The organism is Butyricicoccus sp. AF35-5AC (genome assembly GCF_003477715.1).
GTDB lineage: Bacteria > Bacillota > Clostridia > Oscillospirales > Butyricicoccaceae > Agathobaculum > Agathobaculum butyriciproducens.
On sequence record NZ_QUDX01000003.1, the window covers coordinates 231,954 to 247,700 of the forward strand.

General features: G+C 52.8%; 13 protein-coding genes and 1 other RNA gene. 8 read left to right on the plus strand and 6 right to left on the minus strand.

What is annotated here, in order from left to right; genetic code table 11:
* Positions 1 to 76 precede the first annotated feature (76 nt).
* The 4 genes from DWZ82_RS06305 to DWZ82_RS06320 all read left to right on the plus strand — a co-directional run bounded on the left by DWZ82_RS06305 (position 77) and on the right by DWZ82_RS06320 (position 6,825).
* Positions 77 to 316 carry a helix-turn-helix domain-containing protein gene (locus DWZ82_RS06305; protein WP_117492475.1) on the plus strand — a complete coding sequence of 80 codons (240 nt, stop codon included), beginning with the start codon at positions 77 to 79 and terminating at the stop codon, positions 314 to 316.
* 712 nt (positions 317 to 1,028) lie between these two features.
* Positions 1,029 to 1,382, plus strand: a complete 354-nt coding sequence (locus DWZ82_RS06310) for a type II toxin-antitoxin system PemK/MazF family toxin (protein WP_117492473.1) — start codon at positions 1,029 to 1,031, stop codon at positions 1,380 to 1,382.
* Positions 1,366 to 2,247 carry a phosphoadenosine phosphosulfate reductase family protein gene (locus tag DWZ82_RS06315; RefSeq protein WP_118285583.1) on the plus strand — a complete coding sequence of 294 codons (882 nt, stop codon included), beginning with the start codon at positions 1,366 to 1,368 and terminating at the stop codon, positions 2,245 to 2,247. Before DWZ82_RS06310 ends, DWZ82_RS06315 begins: the two co-directional genes overlap by 17 nt.
* Before the next feature lie 147 nt (positions 2,248 to 2,394).
* Positions 2,395 to 6,825, plus strand: coding sequence for an S-layer homology domain-containing protein (locus DWZ82_RS06320; protein ID WP_158557315.1), 4,431 nt, complete (start codon positions 2,395 to 2,397; stop codon positions 6,823 to 6,825).
* 53 nt (positions 6,826 to 6,878) lie between these two features.
* On the opposite strand, the gene DWZ82_RS06325 is transcribed toward DWZ82_RS06320, so the two are convergent.
* Complete coding sequence (locus DWZ82_RS06325; protein ID WP_117492470.1) at positions 6,879 to 8,078, minus strand: S-layer homology domain-containing protein; 1,200 nt, start codon at positions 8,076 to 8,078, stop codon at positions 6,879 to 6,881.
* 180 nt (positions 8,079 to 8,258) lie between these two features.
* Between DWZ82_RS06325 and DWZ82_RS06330 the strand changes: the two genes are divergently transcribed.
* The 4 genes from DWZ82_RS06330 (at position 8,259) to ssrA (ending at position 10,873) form a co-directional block, all read left to right on the plus strand.
* Complete coding sequence (locus tag DWZ82_RS06330; RefSeq protein WP_110436195.1) at positions 8,259 to 8,444, plus strand: helix-turn-helix domain-containing protein; 186 nt, start codon at positions 8,259 to 8,261, stop codon at positions 8,442 to 8,444.
* An 89-nt stretch (positions 8,445 to 8,533) separates the two neighbouring features.
* The gene (locus DWZ82_RS06335; protein ID WP_117492469.1) at positions 8,534 to 9,718 is read left to right on the plus strand and encodes a tyrosine-type recombinase/integrase; all 1,185 of its coding nucleotides are present in this window, start codon (positions 8,534 to 8,536) and stop codon (positions 9,716 to 9,718) included.
* 263 nt (positions 9,719 to 9,981) lie between these two features.
* The gene (gene smpB, locus DWZ82_RS06340; protein WP_117490323.1) at positions 9,982 to 10,452 is read left to right on the plus strand and encodes an SsrA-binding protein SmpB; all 471 of its coding nucleotides are present in this window, start codon (positions 9,982 to 9,984) and stop codon (positions 10,450 to 10,452) included.
* A gap of 67 nt (positions 10,453 to 10,519) precedes the next feature.
* Positions 10,520 to 10,873, plus strand: a transfer-messenger RNA (tmRNA) gene (ssrA, locus tag DWZ82_RS06345).
* A 159-nt stretch (positions 10,874 to 11,032) separates the two neighbouring features.
* Here ssrA and DWZ82_RS06350 read toward each other — a convergent pair.
* The 5 genes from DWZ82_RS06350 to atpA all read right to left on the minus strand — a co-directional run bounded on the left by DWZ82_RS06350 (position 11,033) and on the right by atpA (position 15,747).
* Positions 11,033 to 11,371: a threonine/serine exporter family protein gene (locus DWZ82_RS06350; RefSeq protein ID WP_442861217.1), complete on the minus strand. Its 339-nt coding sequence runs from the start codon at positions 11,369 to 11,371 to the stop codon at positions 11,033 to 11,035.
* A gap of 113 nt (positions 11,372 to 11,484) precedes the next feature.
* Positions 11,485 to 11,883 (minus strand): ATP synthase F1 subunit epsilon, encoded by a 399-nt coding sequence (gene atpC / locus DWZ82_RS06355; RefSeq protein WP_118479579.1) that lies wholly within the window; start codon positions 11,881 to 11,883, stop codon positions 11,485 to 11,487.
* A complete protein-coding gene (atpD, locus tag DWZ82_RS06360) occupies positions 11,883 to 13,280 on the minus strand; it encodes a F0F1 ATP synthase subunit beta (RefSeq protein WP_118479581.1) in 1,398 nt (465 codons plus the stop codon). Before atpD ends, atpC begins: the two co-directional genes overlap by 1 nt.
* 17 nt (positions 13,281 to 13,297) lie before the next feature.
* Positions 13,298 to 14,251, minus strand: a complete 954-nt coding sequence (atpG, locus tag DWZ82_RS06365) for an ATP synthase F1 subunit gamma (protein ID WP_118479583.1) — start codon at positions 14,249 to 14,251, stop codon at positions 13,298 to 13,300.
* Positions 14,239 to 15,747: a F0F1 ATP synthase subunit alpha gene (atpA, locus tag DWZ82_RS06370; protein ID WP_118479585.1), complete on the minus strand. Its 1,509-nt coding sequence runs from the start codon at positions 15,745 to 15,747 to the stop codon at positions 14,239 to 14,241. Before atpA ends, atpG begins: the two co-directional genes overlap by 13 nt.

Below are 15,747 nucleotides of genomic sequence, written 5' to 3' on the forward strand. Positions count from 1 at the left end.
CTAAAACGTAATTTATAGAACAAATATATAATATTACACTTTTATGTAAATGTCAATAGAAAGGAAGTAGTTGACCATGAAAAAAAGGGAACTTTGCTCGTTTGGTAAAAAAATTAACCATCGGCTTATTGCTCTTGAGCAAAGCAAAGGCTGGCTGATCGAAGAAGTCAAGCGGCACACAGGGTTATATTTTGACCGCTCCTATCTTCGCAAAATCGAAACCGGACAGCTTGCGACGCCGAAAATCGTGGATGCGATATGCGAAATACTTGGCATCGCTGTTCAGGGTGATTATACCAAAAGGAAAGACCAATAAAATGTACTTTTTGAAAAAGGAAAGCGGATTACATATGCACCTTGAAAATTGAATATACAGGCAGCAGATACAAAACTGTTTGCGCCGAGCTGCGGTACCCATGCGCGGGGACGCCGGACAAGTCCGGCAGAGCGGTAAACCATGACGGTACGAAATACGGGGCGGCACCCGTAAAGCGACGACACGCAGACAGATAATGAGACTTCCGCCCAGCCACAGACACAAGCAATGGGGGCGGCTGATGTGAGAACCACGCAGAGGTAAAACGGCCTATGGAATCGTTCGCCAGCGATCATCTGTCTGCTTCCCCACAAGCCGGGGCGTTGAGAACAAATAGGCTTGGCAGCAGGAAAGGATGTGTCTAAAGTGTTTTAAGGTTTTGCGGCAGACGGGAGATTACTGTCTGTCGCGCGTACATCACAACAAGCAGACAGGATGTGAATGAAATGCCAGATTGGGAAATCCAACCAAAGAAACATAAATACGAGGTTGGCGAACGTGTATTAGTGCGGCCCGCAATCATAGATTGTATCTGGGCAAAAACCAGTTGCCGTAAGACCGTACCTGCTACTGTTATCTTTGTCCATCCGGACGACCGGTTCATTGTAGCAGAATATCAGGTATGTGCTTCGTTCTTTGGCAGGACGGTATCTACGATACGGGAAAGTTTTTTAATTCCAAAAGTTCAGTGTTTGGAGTGGGAGTGAAATAAATGTATAAACGTGGTGATGTGTTTTGGGCTGATCTCAGTCCTGTTATTGGTTCAGAACAGGACGGCGTGCGTCCTGTTGTAATTTTGCAAAATGATATTGGAAACAAATACTCGCCTACGGTGATTGTAGCGCCGCTTACAAGCAATTTGCATCGGGACAAGCATCTTGTTACTCATGTGCCCGTCTGTATGCAGGGCTTGCCGCAATATTCGGTTGTGTTGTTAGAACAGATACGGACAGTAGATAAAGCACGACTGGGGAATTTTGTCGGTGTAATGGATAAAGAGACATTGAATAAGATTGATGAAAGTGTGATGTGCAGTTTGGGGCTGACGGATGGATTTAGAACATAGAGCAATCGCCCGTCTGCGGTTGGCAGCGGAAATGAGCGAAGCCTATTACGGTAAGCCATTGATTATTACAGTGAGTGGCGGGAAAGACAGCGATATATGCCTGTACCTTGCCGCCGCTTCCGGTATCCGCTATGAGGTCATGCACAACCATACCAGCGTGGATGCACCGGAGACTGTATACCACGTGCGCGAGCAGTTCCGGCGTTTGGAGCTCGCCGGTGTGAAATGTACTGTCAATTACCCGACTTACAAGGGCGTACCGGTCAATATGTGGATGCTTATACCGCAAAAGCTGATGCCGCCCACAAGAACAGTAAGATACTGCTGTTCGGTGCTGAAAGAAAGCGGCGGCGCTGGCCGCATGATTACGACGGGTGTCCGCTGGGCGGAAAGCGCCAGCCGCCGTACCAAACGCGGCATTTACGAGAGTATGCCGCACGATCTCAGCAAAAAGGTCATTATCAACAACGATAATGCAGATACCCGCCTTTTGTTCGAGAGCTGCAAATTGCAGGCGAAGCGGGTCTGCAATCCCATTGTGGATTGGTCGGACTATGATGTGTGGTCGTATATCCATGCTGAGAGAATACCGATAAATCCGCTGTATTCGTGCGGCTTCCATAGGGTCGGTTGTGTGGGTTGCCCGATGGCAGGACGTCGAATGCGTCTGTTTGAGTTCGGCCGGTATCCCACGTATCAGCGCGCCTACATCCGTGCCTTTGAGCGAATGCTCGAAGAACGTGTTGCACGCGGCAAGCTCGACAGCACATGGCGTGCTGGGACAACTGGCGAGGATATATTCCGCTGGTGGATGCAGGACCGGAATATCGAGGGACAAATGAAGATTGAGGGCTTTGACGGATAGAGCCCAGGTATGTACCGTGCGGATTCCCGCGCGGTTTTATTATATACACGCCAAATTTCAAGGGGGTGGTTCCAGTGTGCTACTCGGTGCATGGTTAATCCATGCAGTATCGGTTTGGAAATAAGTTTGAGATGGAGGGATGAGGAAATGGATTTTTTGAAGAAACGGCTCAAGCGGCTTACGTCGATGGGGCTGGCATTGCTCTTGTCTGCGTCGGCGTTTCCGGCCACGGCCTTTGCCGCGTCGGACAGCACCAGCACGCTTGCCGAAGTAACGGCAAAGTATATCGACGCGGAAAACGGCAAGGAGATTGCCGAGCAAGAGATATATAGCGTAACACATGAGGAACGGCAGCCGCAGGAAATCGAGAACTACACCTACGTCGATTACACGGAAAACGTCGAGTACGTCTACTCCCATAAGGATCTGACTTATATTGTCGGCTACCCGGACGAAAGCGTGCGGCCGGATGCTTCCATGACCCGTGCAGAAGCAACTACGGTCTTTTACCGTCTCTATGACGGCGAGTATCCAGAGTTTGAGCGCCGCATGTCAAACGGCACGTTCGAGGACGTCAAGACGGATTACTGGTTCTACAAAGAAGTCGAAACGCTGTATAACATTGGAATTGTAGACGGCACGGATGAACACAAATTCTCGCCGGATGCGCCCGTCACCCGCGCGGAGTTTGCCGTCATGGCGGCGCGGTTCGCCAATTTGGACTACGAGGGCGGCAATCTCTTTGACGACGTTCCCAACGGCCATTGGGCGTACAGCTATATCAATGCAGCCGCAAACGCTGGCTGGGTAGAGGGCTACCCGGACGGCAGTTTCCGGCCGGATGAGCCGATCAGCCGTGCCGAGGTCGTGCGGCTGGTAAACGGTATGATTAACCGTAACGTCACGCTGGACAAGCTGAAAGAGCTGGGCATCGAATGTCCGTACAATGATCTGGTTGAGAATCACTGGGGTTACTGCGATCTGATAGAAGCCAGCATTCCGCACAGCGCGGAAGAATGGCACGGCCTCAGCTACAATGACGGTATTTACAACATCATCGTTGAAAAATTCATAGACCAGAACGGCAAGGAACTTGCTGAAACTGTCACCACAGCGGGCAAGGAAGAAAGTTCACCCAAGGTCATCCCGGCATACGAGTACCGCGGCTATATCCGCACGATCGTTTATCAGTACACGAACGGTGATGCGATCCCGTCCATTGAAAAGACGGCGAACGCCAAAACCGCCAATGTAGGCGATACCCTGACCTATACGGTGAAGCTGACGAATGATGAAGCAGCTTCTTCCGCGTGGAAAGAAGTCGTCCTCACCGACGAAATTCCGGACGGCTTGACTTTCGCGGATGGCAGCGTGTACGTAGAAAGCAAGGCGGCAAAGCACTCGTTTGAAAACGGATTGCTTTCTGTCCCTCTGGGCGACATTGCCGCAGGTCAGACGGTTTCAGTCACTTTCAAAGCAACCGTGAACAGCGATATGTACAACCAGACGATCTACAACACCGCAGTCGCCGAGGGCGCAAACGGTATCGTTAAGGATGAAAGCGGTAGCGAAACCGGCAAGTATGAGGACACAGACGACGGTGTTTATATCAACAAGGGCGACACCGCGCCCTATGTGGAAAAACGTGCGGACAAGCCTTCCGCCGAGGTCGGCGATAAGATCACCTATACCGTCACGCTCGGCAACGCAGAGGGTGCCGTTTATGAAATCGAAAACGCTTCCATGACCGACATTATCCCGGCGGAACTGGATTTTGTGGACGGCAGCGTGCAGGTAGACGGTGTAAGTACAGGTTATTCATTCGATAACGAGACCCGTACCCTGACCGTGCCGCTGGACAGAATTGCACCGAATACAAAAACGACGGTTACTTTTGCAGCGACCGTCAATGAATCGGCCTACGGCAAAACAGTTTACAACACTGCGGTCATGTCCGGTGACAATATTTCGGACACCGAGGGCACAGACGACGGTGTTGCCATCGGTGACGGTAAAGCCCGCCCCAGCATTGAGAAGTCGGCGGACAAGTCCTCTGCCAAGGTCGGCGACAAGATCACCTATATTCTGACGCTCTCTAACAGCGAGACCGCGACTGTACCCGTAGAAAATGCGGCCGTTACTGATGTTATCCCTGCTGGCCTGACGTTCGAGTACGGCTCGGTCATGCTGGACGGCAGCGGCACGAGTGATTTCACCTATGATGAAAATACCCGCCTGCTGACGGTAAACGTCGGCAGCATTGAGCCGGATACCAGCCGCACGGTTTCCTTTGTGGCGACCGTCAACGAAGATGCCTACAATACGACGATTCAGAACCTTGCCACCCTGACTTCGGACAACACCGAGCCGGTACAGGACAAGGACGACGGCGTTGTCGTTGCAGACGGTATGACCGACCTGTCCATCAACAAGAGTGTTGATAAATCTTCTGCTCGTGTCGGTGATACTCTGACCTACACGGTACAAGTCTCCAATGGTGCGGGTGCAGAGGTAAATATCCGCGACACGGTGATGCGGGATGCTATCCCGGATGGCCTGACCTTCCGCGGCAACGTCACAGTGGACGGCTACTCAACGGTATATCAGTATGACAATGAAAACCGAACCCTTTCTGTTCCGCTGGATGCGATCGCCCCCGGCCAGACGAAAACTATTTCGTTTGATGTGCTGGTGAACAGTGATGCCTACGGCATGATGATTGAGAACACGGCGGTCGCTTCCGGCAGCAATGCGCCGGATACGGAGGACACGGATGACGGCGTCACCATCGAGAACGGCACGCCGGACGGCCGTGCGGGTGCAAAGTCAGCCAATAAAATGACCGCGCGCGTGGGTGATACAATCACCTACACGATCACGCTGGAAAATAGCGCAATGGCAACGGCGGACTGGACCGGCGTTACCGTGACCGATGCTCTGCCGGATGGTGTGACTTTCACAGGCAACGTCCAGAAAGACGGTCAGGCAACGACGGAATATTCCTACGATTCATCTTCACGCACGCTGACGCTCACGCCTTACGCAATCGCACCGGATACGCAGGTGGTGTACACCTTTGATGTGACGGTAGACGAGGGTATGCAGGGCGAATTTATCGTCAATACGGCTATTCTGACGGATGGCAACGAGCAAACGCCGCTTCCGGATGCAGGCGTGCAGATCAACAAGGGCGAAGCCGACCCGATTGTAACTAAGTCCGCGAGCGTGACCAAAGCTGATATTGGCGATATGTTCACCTATGAGATCACGGTCAAAAATGGCGATAAGGCTACTGCGCCGTGGAAAAACGTCGTGGCATACGACACGCTTCCGGCTGGCGTGAAGTTGATCGGCAACGTGTATCTGGATGGTAAGGTGGCGCTGCATAAGCTGAACGGTAACGCGCTGTCCGTGCTGGTGGGTGATTTGGCTGCAGGCGAAAGCGTAGTAATCTCCTTTGATGTGCAGGTACTTGACACAGCGGCCGGTACGACCCTTCAAAACAGCGTGGATGTGACCGGCGATAACGGCATCGGCACGGCAACAGATGACGGCGTAACCGTACCGGAGGTTGAGCCGCAAAACCCTAATGATGCCACCGGCTTCTATGTCACAAAAGATGTGGATAAGACGGTGGTTGATGTAAGTAAGGATGCCGACGAAGTATCCAGAACGGCAACATTTACGGTTATTGTTGGAAATCACAGTGATATAATGTGGGAAAACGTCGTGCTGAAAGATACGCTGGATACCTCTGTGGTAACGCCTGTTTTGCAAAACAATGTTTATGTGAACGGAGTCCTAAGTAATAAATGGAGTTTTTCAGGCAAGGCATTCACTCTGGAATTGGGTGACATTGCACCCGGCCAATCGCATAAAATTTTGCTTACCGTCCGCTTTAAGAACGATGCAGGCGGCAAGACCTACGTCAACTATGCGACCGGAGAGGGCGATAACGGCAATGCTATCGGAAAGTCGCCGGAAGTTGAAATTATCAGCTCAGTTGCTGATTTGATAACTGATATTCATTATCAGCTTTATAATGGTTATGACGAAAATATGTGGCGACCCGCAGACCGTATTTCACTGCAAGAAGCGTGCATCGTAGCATATCGTCTGATTTCCAACGGCGGGAACACGTGGCTGGACCGTGGCACGGTGACGGTGCCGGACTACGAGTTCAGCATCCCCGAAGAAGCAAAATATTTTGTCTCTATCGGTGTGCTGCCCGCAAGCGTATTCGACACAACGAAAATGACCGAAGATGTTGATTACGAAATCAATTATGAGGTTTCGGAAAAAGGCTATCTGCGAATCTGGGCTACCTCGGAACAGCTTAATACGCTTGTGAAGTATATCACTGGCACGAATGCAGGGCTCAGCGGTGATGTGTCCCGCCTGAATTTTGCCAAGCTGATTTGCCAGCTTACCGGACGGGATACCGACCCGGATACCTCGGCTTACAGCGGCCATATCCAATATTTCACGGATAGTGGTTCTTCTGAGGACCTGATTACTGAAGTCTCGCACGAACACGATTATGTGCTTGACACAGACGGGAATGAGTATTGGATTTAACAATTTTATAGGAAAAGGCAATCCCTCGTTTCGTTGTGAAACGAGGGATTTGCTTACCGATTATTTAATTCTGTTATTGTTAGTTTATCAAAAAGCTGCAAAGCGTACACTTTCTCACCTTGGACATAGGCAGAGACAGCAGTAGTTTTTGAACGGGTGTTGAGCATATTTTCTCGATGACCTTGTGAGCCATACCATTTGTTTAAGTTTTCCTGCGCATTGGTTGTAATTAAACCTATGAGTGCATTTTCAGCATTGCATCCATAACCAACAGATGCGAACACCGAGCCATCCGGTCTTGTATGAGAAATATCCCCGTCTCGTTCGTCAACAATCCAGATTTCGCGGGAACGAGTGTCCGCCCATTCCTGTACTTTCAACGAGTAAGTCAGACGTGGCAAACCGTTTTCTTCGCGCAGGTCGTTGATGGCGTCAAAGGTGGCATTGGACAGGTCATAATCCCAATAGCCGCCGTACTCGTCTACCGCAGATTTGCCGATAGGGCGTAGACTGATTTCATCTGTTACGGTCTGGTTATCGTCTGCGGTTTCGTTGTCGGTATCATCCGGCACAGGCTGTCCGTCTGGTGAAACCGGTGTTTCCGGCTCCGTCGGTTCATTTGCGTCCAAGATGTTTTCCGCGTTCATCAGCATTGTTGCGACTTCGGCACGAGTAGCTGTCCCGTGCGGATTTAACTTTCCGTCCGAGCCGCTGACAATGCCCTTGTTGACGCACCAGCTCATGGCGTTTGTTGCGTAACGGGAAACTGATTGATAGTCCGAGAAATCATAGTATTTATCTGGTATAAAGCCGGTATCTGTATCAAGGCCAAGGTGGTCCGCGTAGCGGTACAGGATGGCCGTAAGCTGCTCGCGGGTGATCGCATCATTCGGGCCGAACTGCGTATCGCTGTACCCGGTAACGAGGTCATTCATGCGCGCCCAGTAGACAGGCGCGCTGTAATAGGCGTTTGTATCTACGTCTGCATAGGGGTATCCCCAGTTGCTTTCGGGCATATCAGGTGAACCTGCCAGTCGGTACAGGATGGTCACGATCATGCCGCGGCTGGTAGTTGCGTTCGGGCTGAACGCCGTATCCGATGTACCATTCATCAGCCCGTTTTCGCAAACATAGTTGACCGCATCGTGATACCAGTCCGACGGACGGACGTCCGAAAAGTTTGAAACATTGGCGGCGCCTGCCGAACAGGTAATAGCTGCCGCACACAAGATAGATGTGATTTCTTTTTTCATAAAGTCATACCCCACAATAAAGAACAGAAAAGTTTATCATGGTTTCATTATATCATGTTGCTGTCCGTTCCGGTAGCGGGCATGGCGCACAAAAACCATGTGGGGATTTTGAATTGCAAACGAGATGCAGTAAATTGTTGCTGCATAGATGATAACCAATACGCAGGAGGGCTGTGGTTTATGGATTATAAAATTTTGACGCAGGACGATTTGCTTGAGTTGTTCCCTTTTGGCAAAACCAAGCTAAAATGCCTGCTGGAAGCAGGCGTATTGCCTGTGGTGAAAGTGGGACGGGATTATTTGACGAATGAACGTGAACTTGACCGGTGGTTTGAAGCAAATAAAGGGAAAGAGATATTTTACTGATTGAATTGCCTTTACAGAGGGACGGCGTTATAATATATGCGTTAGCTGTTTATGCTGCCGCCCCTGTTTATTTGATAGGAGCGATACGCATGAATACAGTAGAAAATATCAATAAAGTTAAGAGAATCCGCGGATATGGGGAGGGTAGTGTATATCAGCGGAAAGATGGCCGCTGGGTCGGCAAATATAAGGACGAAAAGATGTTGAAACCGCGTTATGTCTATGGTAAGACAGAAGCGGAAGCAAGACGGAAATTGCGTGAATTTAAGAAAACAATAGTGCATGGCATTACGGATTGTAGAAAAGTATTGCTTAGCACTTATATTGAGCGATGGTTATATACTTTCAAGGCCGCAGCCGTGGAGAATACCAGCTTTGATCGGTTGGAGTCTGTCTATTACACGCATATCAAGCCGACGCTTGGCGGCTTCCAACTTGGGAATATCAAAGCGGTTGATATTCAAACACTGTTAAACCAGAAAAGCACTGAATATTCTTATACTATCGTCAAGATGATCCGGCAGATACTTTCTGAGGTTTTCCAACATGCCTATACTGAGGGTGACATTCTTAAAAACCCAATGGCAAATGTTATCATGGCAAAACGGAGCAAGTTTAAGCCAGAGCGGAAAATGCTGATATTAGAGGATGCAGAGGTTAAACGGTTGGAGGAAGCAGCCAGAGAGAAGTATGGTACAGGCCGTCCGCTTTTTGTTCACGGAAACCTGATCGTATTTATGCTGCATACCGGCCTGCGGTGTGGTGAACTGCTTGCGCTGGAATGGTCTGATATTGACTTTGAAAGCAAGACGGTATCCATAAATAAAAATCTGGCAAAGATCAAGAACAGGGATACCGGAAAAGATACGTCCAAAAGCACCTTACAGGTAAAAGGCACTAAGACATCCAGCAGCAACCGGATTATCCCACTAAATAGTAAAGCAATCAACGCACTTAGGGAATTGCAGATGATTTACAGGCAATGCGGCATCAAAAGCAAATATGTTGCCTGTTCGCAAAAAGGCGGCTTCCTCACTAATAACCGTATGCACAATTTACTTGAGCGTATGTTGAAGCACACGGGGATAGACAAGCCGCTCACGATCCATCAGCTACGTCACACTTTTGCAAGCCGTGCGTTAAATGCTGGCGTAAGCATCAGCGTAGTAAGCAAATGGATGGGGCATGCCAGTATTTCCACCACATATAATATCTACATTCACGCTATGGAACAGGAACGGCTGACAGCGTTAGACGTTCTTGAAGCTATGTAGCGAAAAGGTGTAACATTGGTGTACGCCTCTCGAAAAAACGACTTAAAGCCCAGTAATATAGGCGTTTAAGGGTGCAAGAGGGGGAAAACCGCAGGTTGTCTACCCTCTTGTGCGCCTGCCGCGCGCAGCGGCGCTCCCAGCCGCAGTCTGCGGCAAAAAGGCAAACCGTCTGCACGAGAGGACACTCTGTAACACAGACGTAACTTTACAAATGCGTGCAATCGTGTTATTATAAGATGTACCACGGTAAGGGAGGTTTCGCCATGGCTGTTGACAAAAAGGGCACAAAGCAGATTGCGGCCAACAAAAAGGCATGGCATGACTACTTTGTCGAGGAAAAGTATGAAGCGGGCATCGAGCTTGCGGGTACCGAGGTAAAGTCTATCCGTTTGGGACAGATCAATCTCAAGGATTCCTACTGTTCGTTCAAGGACGGTGAGATTTTCGTGCGTGGCATGCATATTTCGCCGTACGAAAAGGGCAATATCTTCAATAAGGACCCGTTGCGCGTGCGTAAGCTGCTTATGCACAAGCGTGAGATTGTCAACCTGTTCAGCAAGACCAAGCAGGACGGCTATTCGGTCATTCCGCTGGCGGTTTATTTCAAAAGCTCGCGCGTGAAGGTTGAAATCGGTTTGTGCAAGGGCAAAAAGCTGCATGATAAGCGTGACAGTATTGCCGCACGCGACGCAAAACGCGAGATGGACCGCGCGATGAAAGAGCGTAATCGTTAATTAAAAAATGGAAAAGCTGAGAGCAGAATATTCTCCAGTCTCAATTTTCCATTCTCCATTTCAAAATGGGGCCGTAACGGGTTCGACGGGGGTGTTGAAGCCGGGATAGCGGGCCGCAGTGGGGATCTGCGATAAAAGCTCCAACTGTTTATAAATTAAACAACAACAATTATACTCTTCAGGCTGCCTAATTAGGCTTAGCCCGTCGGCTCAGAGAGGACCACGGCTCAGAGACCCGGCGTCGATTAGTGGTGAACGTGTACGAGGTAAGAGTTGCCCTCGTCATGTAAAATGACTCTACCAAAACGGTAAGCCTGTTTGCCGGCGTGCCGCGGCGGGAATTTTAATCGACAAACTGCGCCCGGAGAAGTCCTCGTGGATGCGCTTTCGGACAGGGGTTCAACTCCCCTCGGCTCCACCATAAGTCCACCGTAATTTTGATAGAATTACGGTGGATTTTTTCTATGCTCGAAAACTGCATAAAATCAAGATTTTTCCGTTTCAGCTACATAAAAAGCAACCGCTGCGGAGCATTTTCACAGCGGTTTTTCTGCGATATCAGGTGCAGTGGCGGAACATCTTATCCATCATAATGCGGGCGAAGATGAGTCCGAGCGGCAGCGCAGGAATGATGCCGCTCGAGACCCGACCGCATATCCGACTTGACCATGGCGATGCCGCAGGTCATTTCGGCAATCTTGAGACAGCCTGCGTACACCGGACAGGCCGCCGCGGCCGAAACGGTTGTGCAGAGCACAAGAGTCCGGTAGTGCTTGGACCGCTTACAGCGCACGGCGTTGCCGATACCTGCACCGAAGAACGCGAGTATCATCTCGACCCAGGCGCCGCCGAGTAGAAATGTAAAGGCACAGCGGGCGAGTGCGGTAGCCAGACCGAGCATCAGCAACGAATTGCTCAAGTCGGCTGAGTTTTTAGGTGCTGACACCTGTGCTGGTCAGCGTAAGCGTCTGCGAAAACGCCTGCTCCGATGTTCCATCTGATAACATCGGAGCAGGCGATAAAAAAGGGGAGTCAGCGGGTAGCCTTCAGGCGTGCCATAGCACGGGCCAGAGCCGCTTTGGAGAGATGATATTCACGAATACTCTGCTTCTGGCGCAGCCGTTCTTCCGCGCGCTCTTTGGCGCGTTCGGCACGCGCACGGTCGATTTCGTCAGGACGTTCGGCGCTGGATACCAGAAGAATGCAGTAGTCCGGCATAATTTCTGCGAAGCCGTCGCTGACAACGACCTCGTGCGGTGTGCCGTCTGTCTGGAACCGCACCGTACCCGGACGGAGTGCGGTAACGACCGGCTCATGTCCCGGCTGCACGCCGTATTCACCGTCGAGTGCAGGCATAGTCAAATTGGTTGCCGATCCGGTGTAAAACTGCCGGTCCGGCGTGATGATCTCCAGATAGAAGGTGTTCTCCATCAGAGTGCCCCCATATCCTTGGCCTTTTTGTGGACCTCGTCTACCGTGCCGACCATGGAGAAGGCAGCCTCCGGATACTGGTCGAGTTCACCGCCGAGCAGCGCTTCAAAGCCGCTGATGGTATCATCAAGCGTTACGTAGCGCCCTTCCAGACCGGTAAACTGCTCGGCAACAGAGAACGGCTGCGAGAAATACTGCTGCATGCGGCGGGCACGATCGACAATGCGGCGGTCATCCGCGCCAAGCTCCTCCATACCGAGGATGGCGATGATATCCTGCAGTTCGCGGTAACGCTGCAGCAGCTCCTGTGCGCCGCGTGCGACCTTGTAATGCCGCTCGCCGACAATATCCGGCTCGAGGATACGCGAGGTGGAATCCAGCGGGTCAACGGCAGGATAGATGCCCTGCTCGACAATCTTACGGGAGAGGACGGTCTTGGCGTCCAGGTGGGTAAACGTGGTCGCCGGAGCCGGGTCGGTCAGGTCATCCGCCGGAACGTAGACCGCCTGCACGGACGTGATTGCGCCGTCCTTGGTGGAGGCGATACGCTCCTGCAGAGCACCGACCTCATCAGCCAGCGTCGGCTGGTAGCCGACCGCCGAGGGCATGCGGCCCATCAGTGCGGAAATCTCCGAGCCTGCCTGTACATAGCGGAAAATATTGTCGATAAACAGCAGCACGTTCTGCTTTTTCACATCGCGGAAGTATTCCGCCATGGTCAGACCGGTCAGTGCAACGCGCATACGCGCTCCGGGCGGTTCGTTCATCTGTCCGAACACGAGCGCGGTCTTGCTCAGTACGCCGGATTCCGCCATCTCGCGCCACAGATCGTTGCCCTCACGGGTGCGTTCGCCGACACCGGTGAAGATGGAGTAGCCGCCGTGCTCAGTGGCGATGTTGTGAATCAGCTCCTGAATGAGCACGGTCTTGCCGACACCGGCACCGCCGAACAGACCAATCTTGCCGCCCTTGGCATACGGCGCGAGCAGGTCGATGACCTTGATGCCGGTCTCGAGAATCTCGGTCGTCGGGTTCTGCTGTGCAAAATCCGGCGGCGCACGGTGGATAGACCACTTTTCCGGTGCGTTTACATCGCCCTTTTCGTCGATCGGCTGACCGAGCACGTTGAACATGCGTCCAAGGGTCGCTTCACCGACCGGCGCTTCAATCGTGTGACCGGTGGACAGCACCTCGTCGCCGCGGCCGATGCCCTCACTCGGGGAGAGCATGATGCAGCGCACGGTGTCGCCGCCGACGTGCTGTGCGACCTCCATCATGCGCGGCTGTCCGTCCGGTGCAACGGTAAGCGCTTCATTTATCTCAGGCAGGCTGCCGCCGTCAAAAGCAACGTCCACAACCGGACCTGTTACCTGTACCACGGTACCTTTGCGTTTCATAGTAATTTCCTCACTTTCTATGCGCGTCTGCCGTCTGCGAGAAAGCGGACGGTCCGCGTCGGAATCGGACGGCGGGGCTGCGGTGTTTCCGCGGCGTTGCCCTGTGTGCCGCCGACGATCTCGGTGATCTCCTGCGTGATGGCGGACTGCCGTGCGCGGTTGTAGTGCAGCGACAGCGATTTGAGCATATCGCGTGCGTTGTCGGTCGCGGAGTCCATTGCTGTCATGCGGGCATTCTGCTCGGCACAGAAGGACTCGACCAGCGCGCCGAACAGCTCACCCTTGACGTAGCCGGGTACCAGATGCTCGAGTACGCGGTCTGCCGAGGGCACATACTGCACCATCTGATGATACGGTCCGTGTTCACTCGGACGCGGCTCCCATGGGAATGCGTCAATGTCGAGCGGCAGCAGCTTCTGCACGCGCGGCTCAAGCCGCATAGGCGTTACCATTTCGGTGTAGACAACATACACGTCGTCGAGCTGACCTTCGCGGAACAGACGGATGAAAATATCCGCAATGTCCCGCGCACGGGCAATCGTCGGGTCCTGCACGGTGAACATGAACTCGCCGTCTACGCGAATGTCGCGTTCGGCGAAGTACGCGCGGCCCATCTGACCGATGAGGAACAGCGTTGGATCGTCCTCCTGCGCAAGATGCTTCTCGGCCAGACGCAGCACATTGTGATTATACGCACCGGCCAGTCCCTTGTCGCCCGTGATAACGATGTAGCCGGACTTGCGGCGCTTGACCTCGGGCCGCTTGTCGAAATAAATATGCTCGATTTCAGGGGAATGGTGCAGAATATCGGCAATCGTGGAGCTGATCTTGAGAAAATACGGCTGCACATTGTTCAGCTGCTGCCTTGCCTTGCGCAGCTTGGAGGACGAGATCAGGTACATCGCGTTTGTGATCTTGAGTGTTTGCTGCACACTGTCAATGCGGGTGCGGATCTCCTTTATGCCTGCCATGCTGCGCTCACCTGATCTTTATAGGTTTTCAGGGCCTCCCGGATCTGCTCGGCAGCCGTGCCGGTCAGGGTGACGGTGGACTGAATCTCTGTCAGCAGGGAATTGGGCAGGCTGTCGGCAAATTTCTGCACAAAATCGCGTACCCGGTCGAGCGGAACATCGCTCAGCAGACCGTTGGTCGCAGCATACAGGATAACCGCCTGCCGCCATACCGGCATCGGGTGACACAGCGGCTGCTTGAGGATTTCCATCAGGCGTTTGCCGTGCTCGAGGGCCTGCTGAGTGTCCTTGTCCAGATCCGAGCTGAACTGGGTGAATACCTCCAGCTCGCGGAAGCGGGCAAGATCGATACGCAGGGTACCGGCGGTTTTCTTGATAGCCTTGGTCTGTGCCGCACCGCCGACACGCGATACCGACAGGCCAACGTTGATCGCCGGACGCTGACCGGCAAAGAACAGGTCATTTTCCAGATAAATCTGGCCGTCGGTGATGGAAATAACGTTGGTCGGAATATAGGCGGACACATCGCCTGCCAGCGTTTCGATAATGGGAAGAGCGGTCATTGAGCCGCCGCCGTACTCCGGTGTCAGGCGGCAGGCACGCTCGAGCAGACGGGAATGCAGATAGAATACATCGCCCGGATAAGCCTCACGGCCAGGAGAGCGGCGCAGCAGCAGCGACAGCGTGCGGTAAGCGACTGCGTGTTTGGACAGATCGTCGTAGACGATGAGTACATCGCGCCCCTGACTCATGAAATACTCGCCGATAGCAGCACCGGCATACGGCGCGATATACTGCTGCGGTGCACCGTCTGCTGCGGTGGCAGAAACGATGATGCTGTAATCGAGTGCGCCGTATTTCTCGAGCGTGCCGCGCAGACGCGCCACTGTGGATGCCTTCTGGCCAATGGCAACGTAAATGCAGATCATGTCCTGACCCTTCTGGTTCAGGATAGTGTCGATGGCGATGGAGGTCTTGCCGGTCTGACGGTCGCCGATGATCAGCTCACGCTGACCGCGTCCGATCGGCACCATCGCGTCAATGGCAAGGATGCCGGTCTGCATCGGCTGGTTTACCGGCTCACGCGATACAACACCCGAAGCCTCTCGCTCGATCGGACGGCGCTCGGTCGTTTCAATCGGTCCAAGGCCGTCAATCGGTTCACCGAGGGCATTGACCGTGCGGCCGATCATCGCATCGCCGACCGGAACATCAGCCGCACGTCCGGTGCGGGAGACCGCCGAGCCTTCATGCAGGCCGTCCTCGCTGCCGAGCAGTACCACGCCGACGCTGTCGCGTTTAAGGTCGAGCACGATGCCGTGCACACCGGTGTCAAACTGCACCAGTTCGCCGTAGACGGCGCGGTTTAGACCGTAAACGGTGGCGATACCGTCGCCGACCTCGATGACCGTGCCGGTTTCGTCGCAGCGCGTGCGGTTGTCATATTGTTCAATCTCCTCGCGGAGAATAGATAAAATCTCATCTGAATGGTTCAA

Excerpts from the sequence above, each read along its gene's own strand:
- atpD (WP_118479581.1), bottom strand. The coding sequence starts at position 13,280 with ATGAAACGCAAAGGTACCGTGGTACAGGTAACAGGTCCGGTTGTGGAC.
- atpC (WP_118479579.1), bottom strand. The coding sequence starts at position 11,883 with ATGGAGAACACCTTCTATCTGGAGATCATCACGCCGGACCGGCAGTTT.
- smpB (WP_117490323.1), top strand. The coding sequence starts at position 9,982 with ATGGCTGTTGACAAAAAGGGCACAAAGCAGATTGCGGCCAACAAAAAG.
- DWZ82_RS06310 (WP_117492473.1), top strand. The coding sequence starts at position 1,029 with ATGTATAAACGTGGTGATGTGTTTTGGGCTGATCTCAGTCCTGTTATT.
- DWZ82_RS06335 (WP_117492469.1), top strand. The coding sequence starts at position 8,534 with ATGAATACAGTAGAAAATATCAATAAAGTTAAGAGAATCCGCGGATAT.
- DWZ82_RS06305 (WP_117492475.1), top strand. The coding sequence starts at position 77 with ATGAAAAAAAGGGAACTTTGCTCGTTTGGTAAAAAAATTAACCATCGG.
- DWZ82_RS06330 (WP_110436195.1), top strand. The coding sequence starts at position 8,259 with ATGGATTATAAAATTTTGACGCAGGACGATTTGCTTGAGTTGTTCCCT.
- DWZ82_RS06315 (WP_118285583.1), top strand. The coding sequence starts at position 1,366 with ATGGATTTAGAACATAGAGCAATCGCCCGTCTGCGGTTGGCAGCGGAA.
- DWZ82_RS06320 (WP_158557315.1), top strand. The coding sequence starts at position 2,395 with ATGGATTTTTTGAAGAAACGGCTCAAGCGGCTTACGTCGATGGGGCTG.
- DWZ82_RS06325 (WP_117492470.1), bottom strand. The coding sequence starts at position 8,078 with ATGAAAAAAGAAATCACATCTATCTTGTGTGCGGCAGCTATTACCTGT.
- atpG (WP_118479583.1), bottom strand. The coding sequence starts at position 14,251 with ATGGCAGGCATAAAGGAGATCCGCACCCGCATTGACAGTGTGCAGCAA.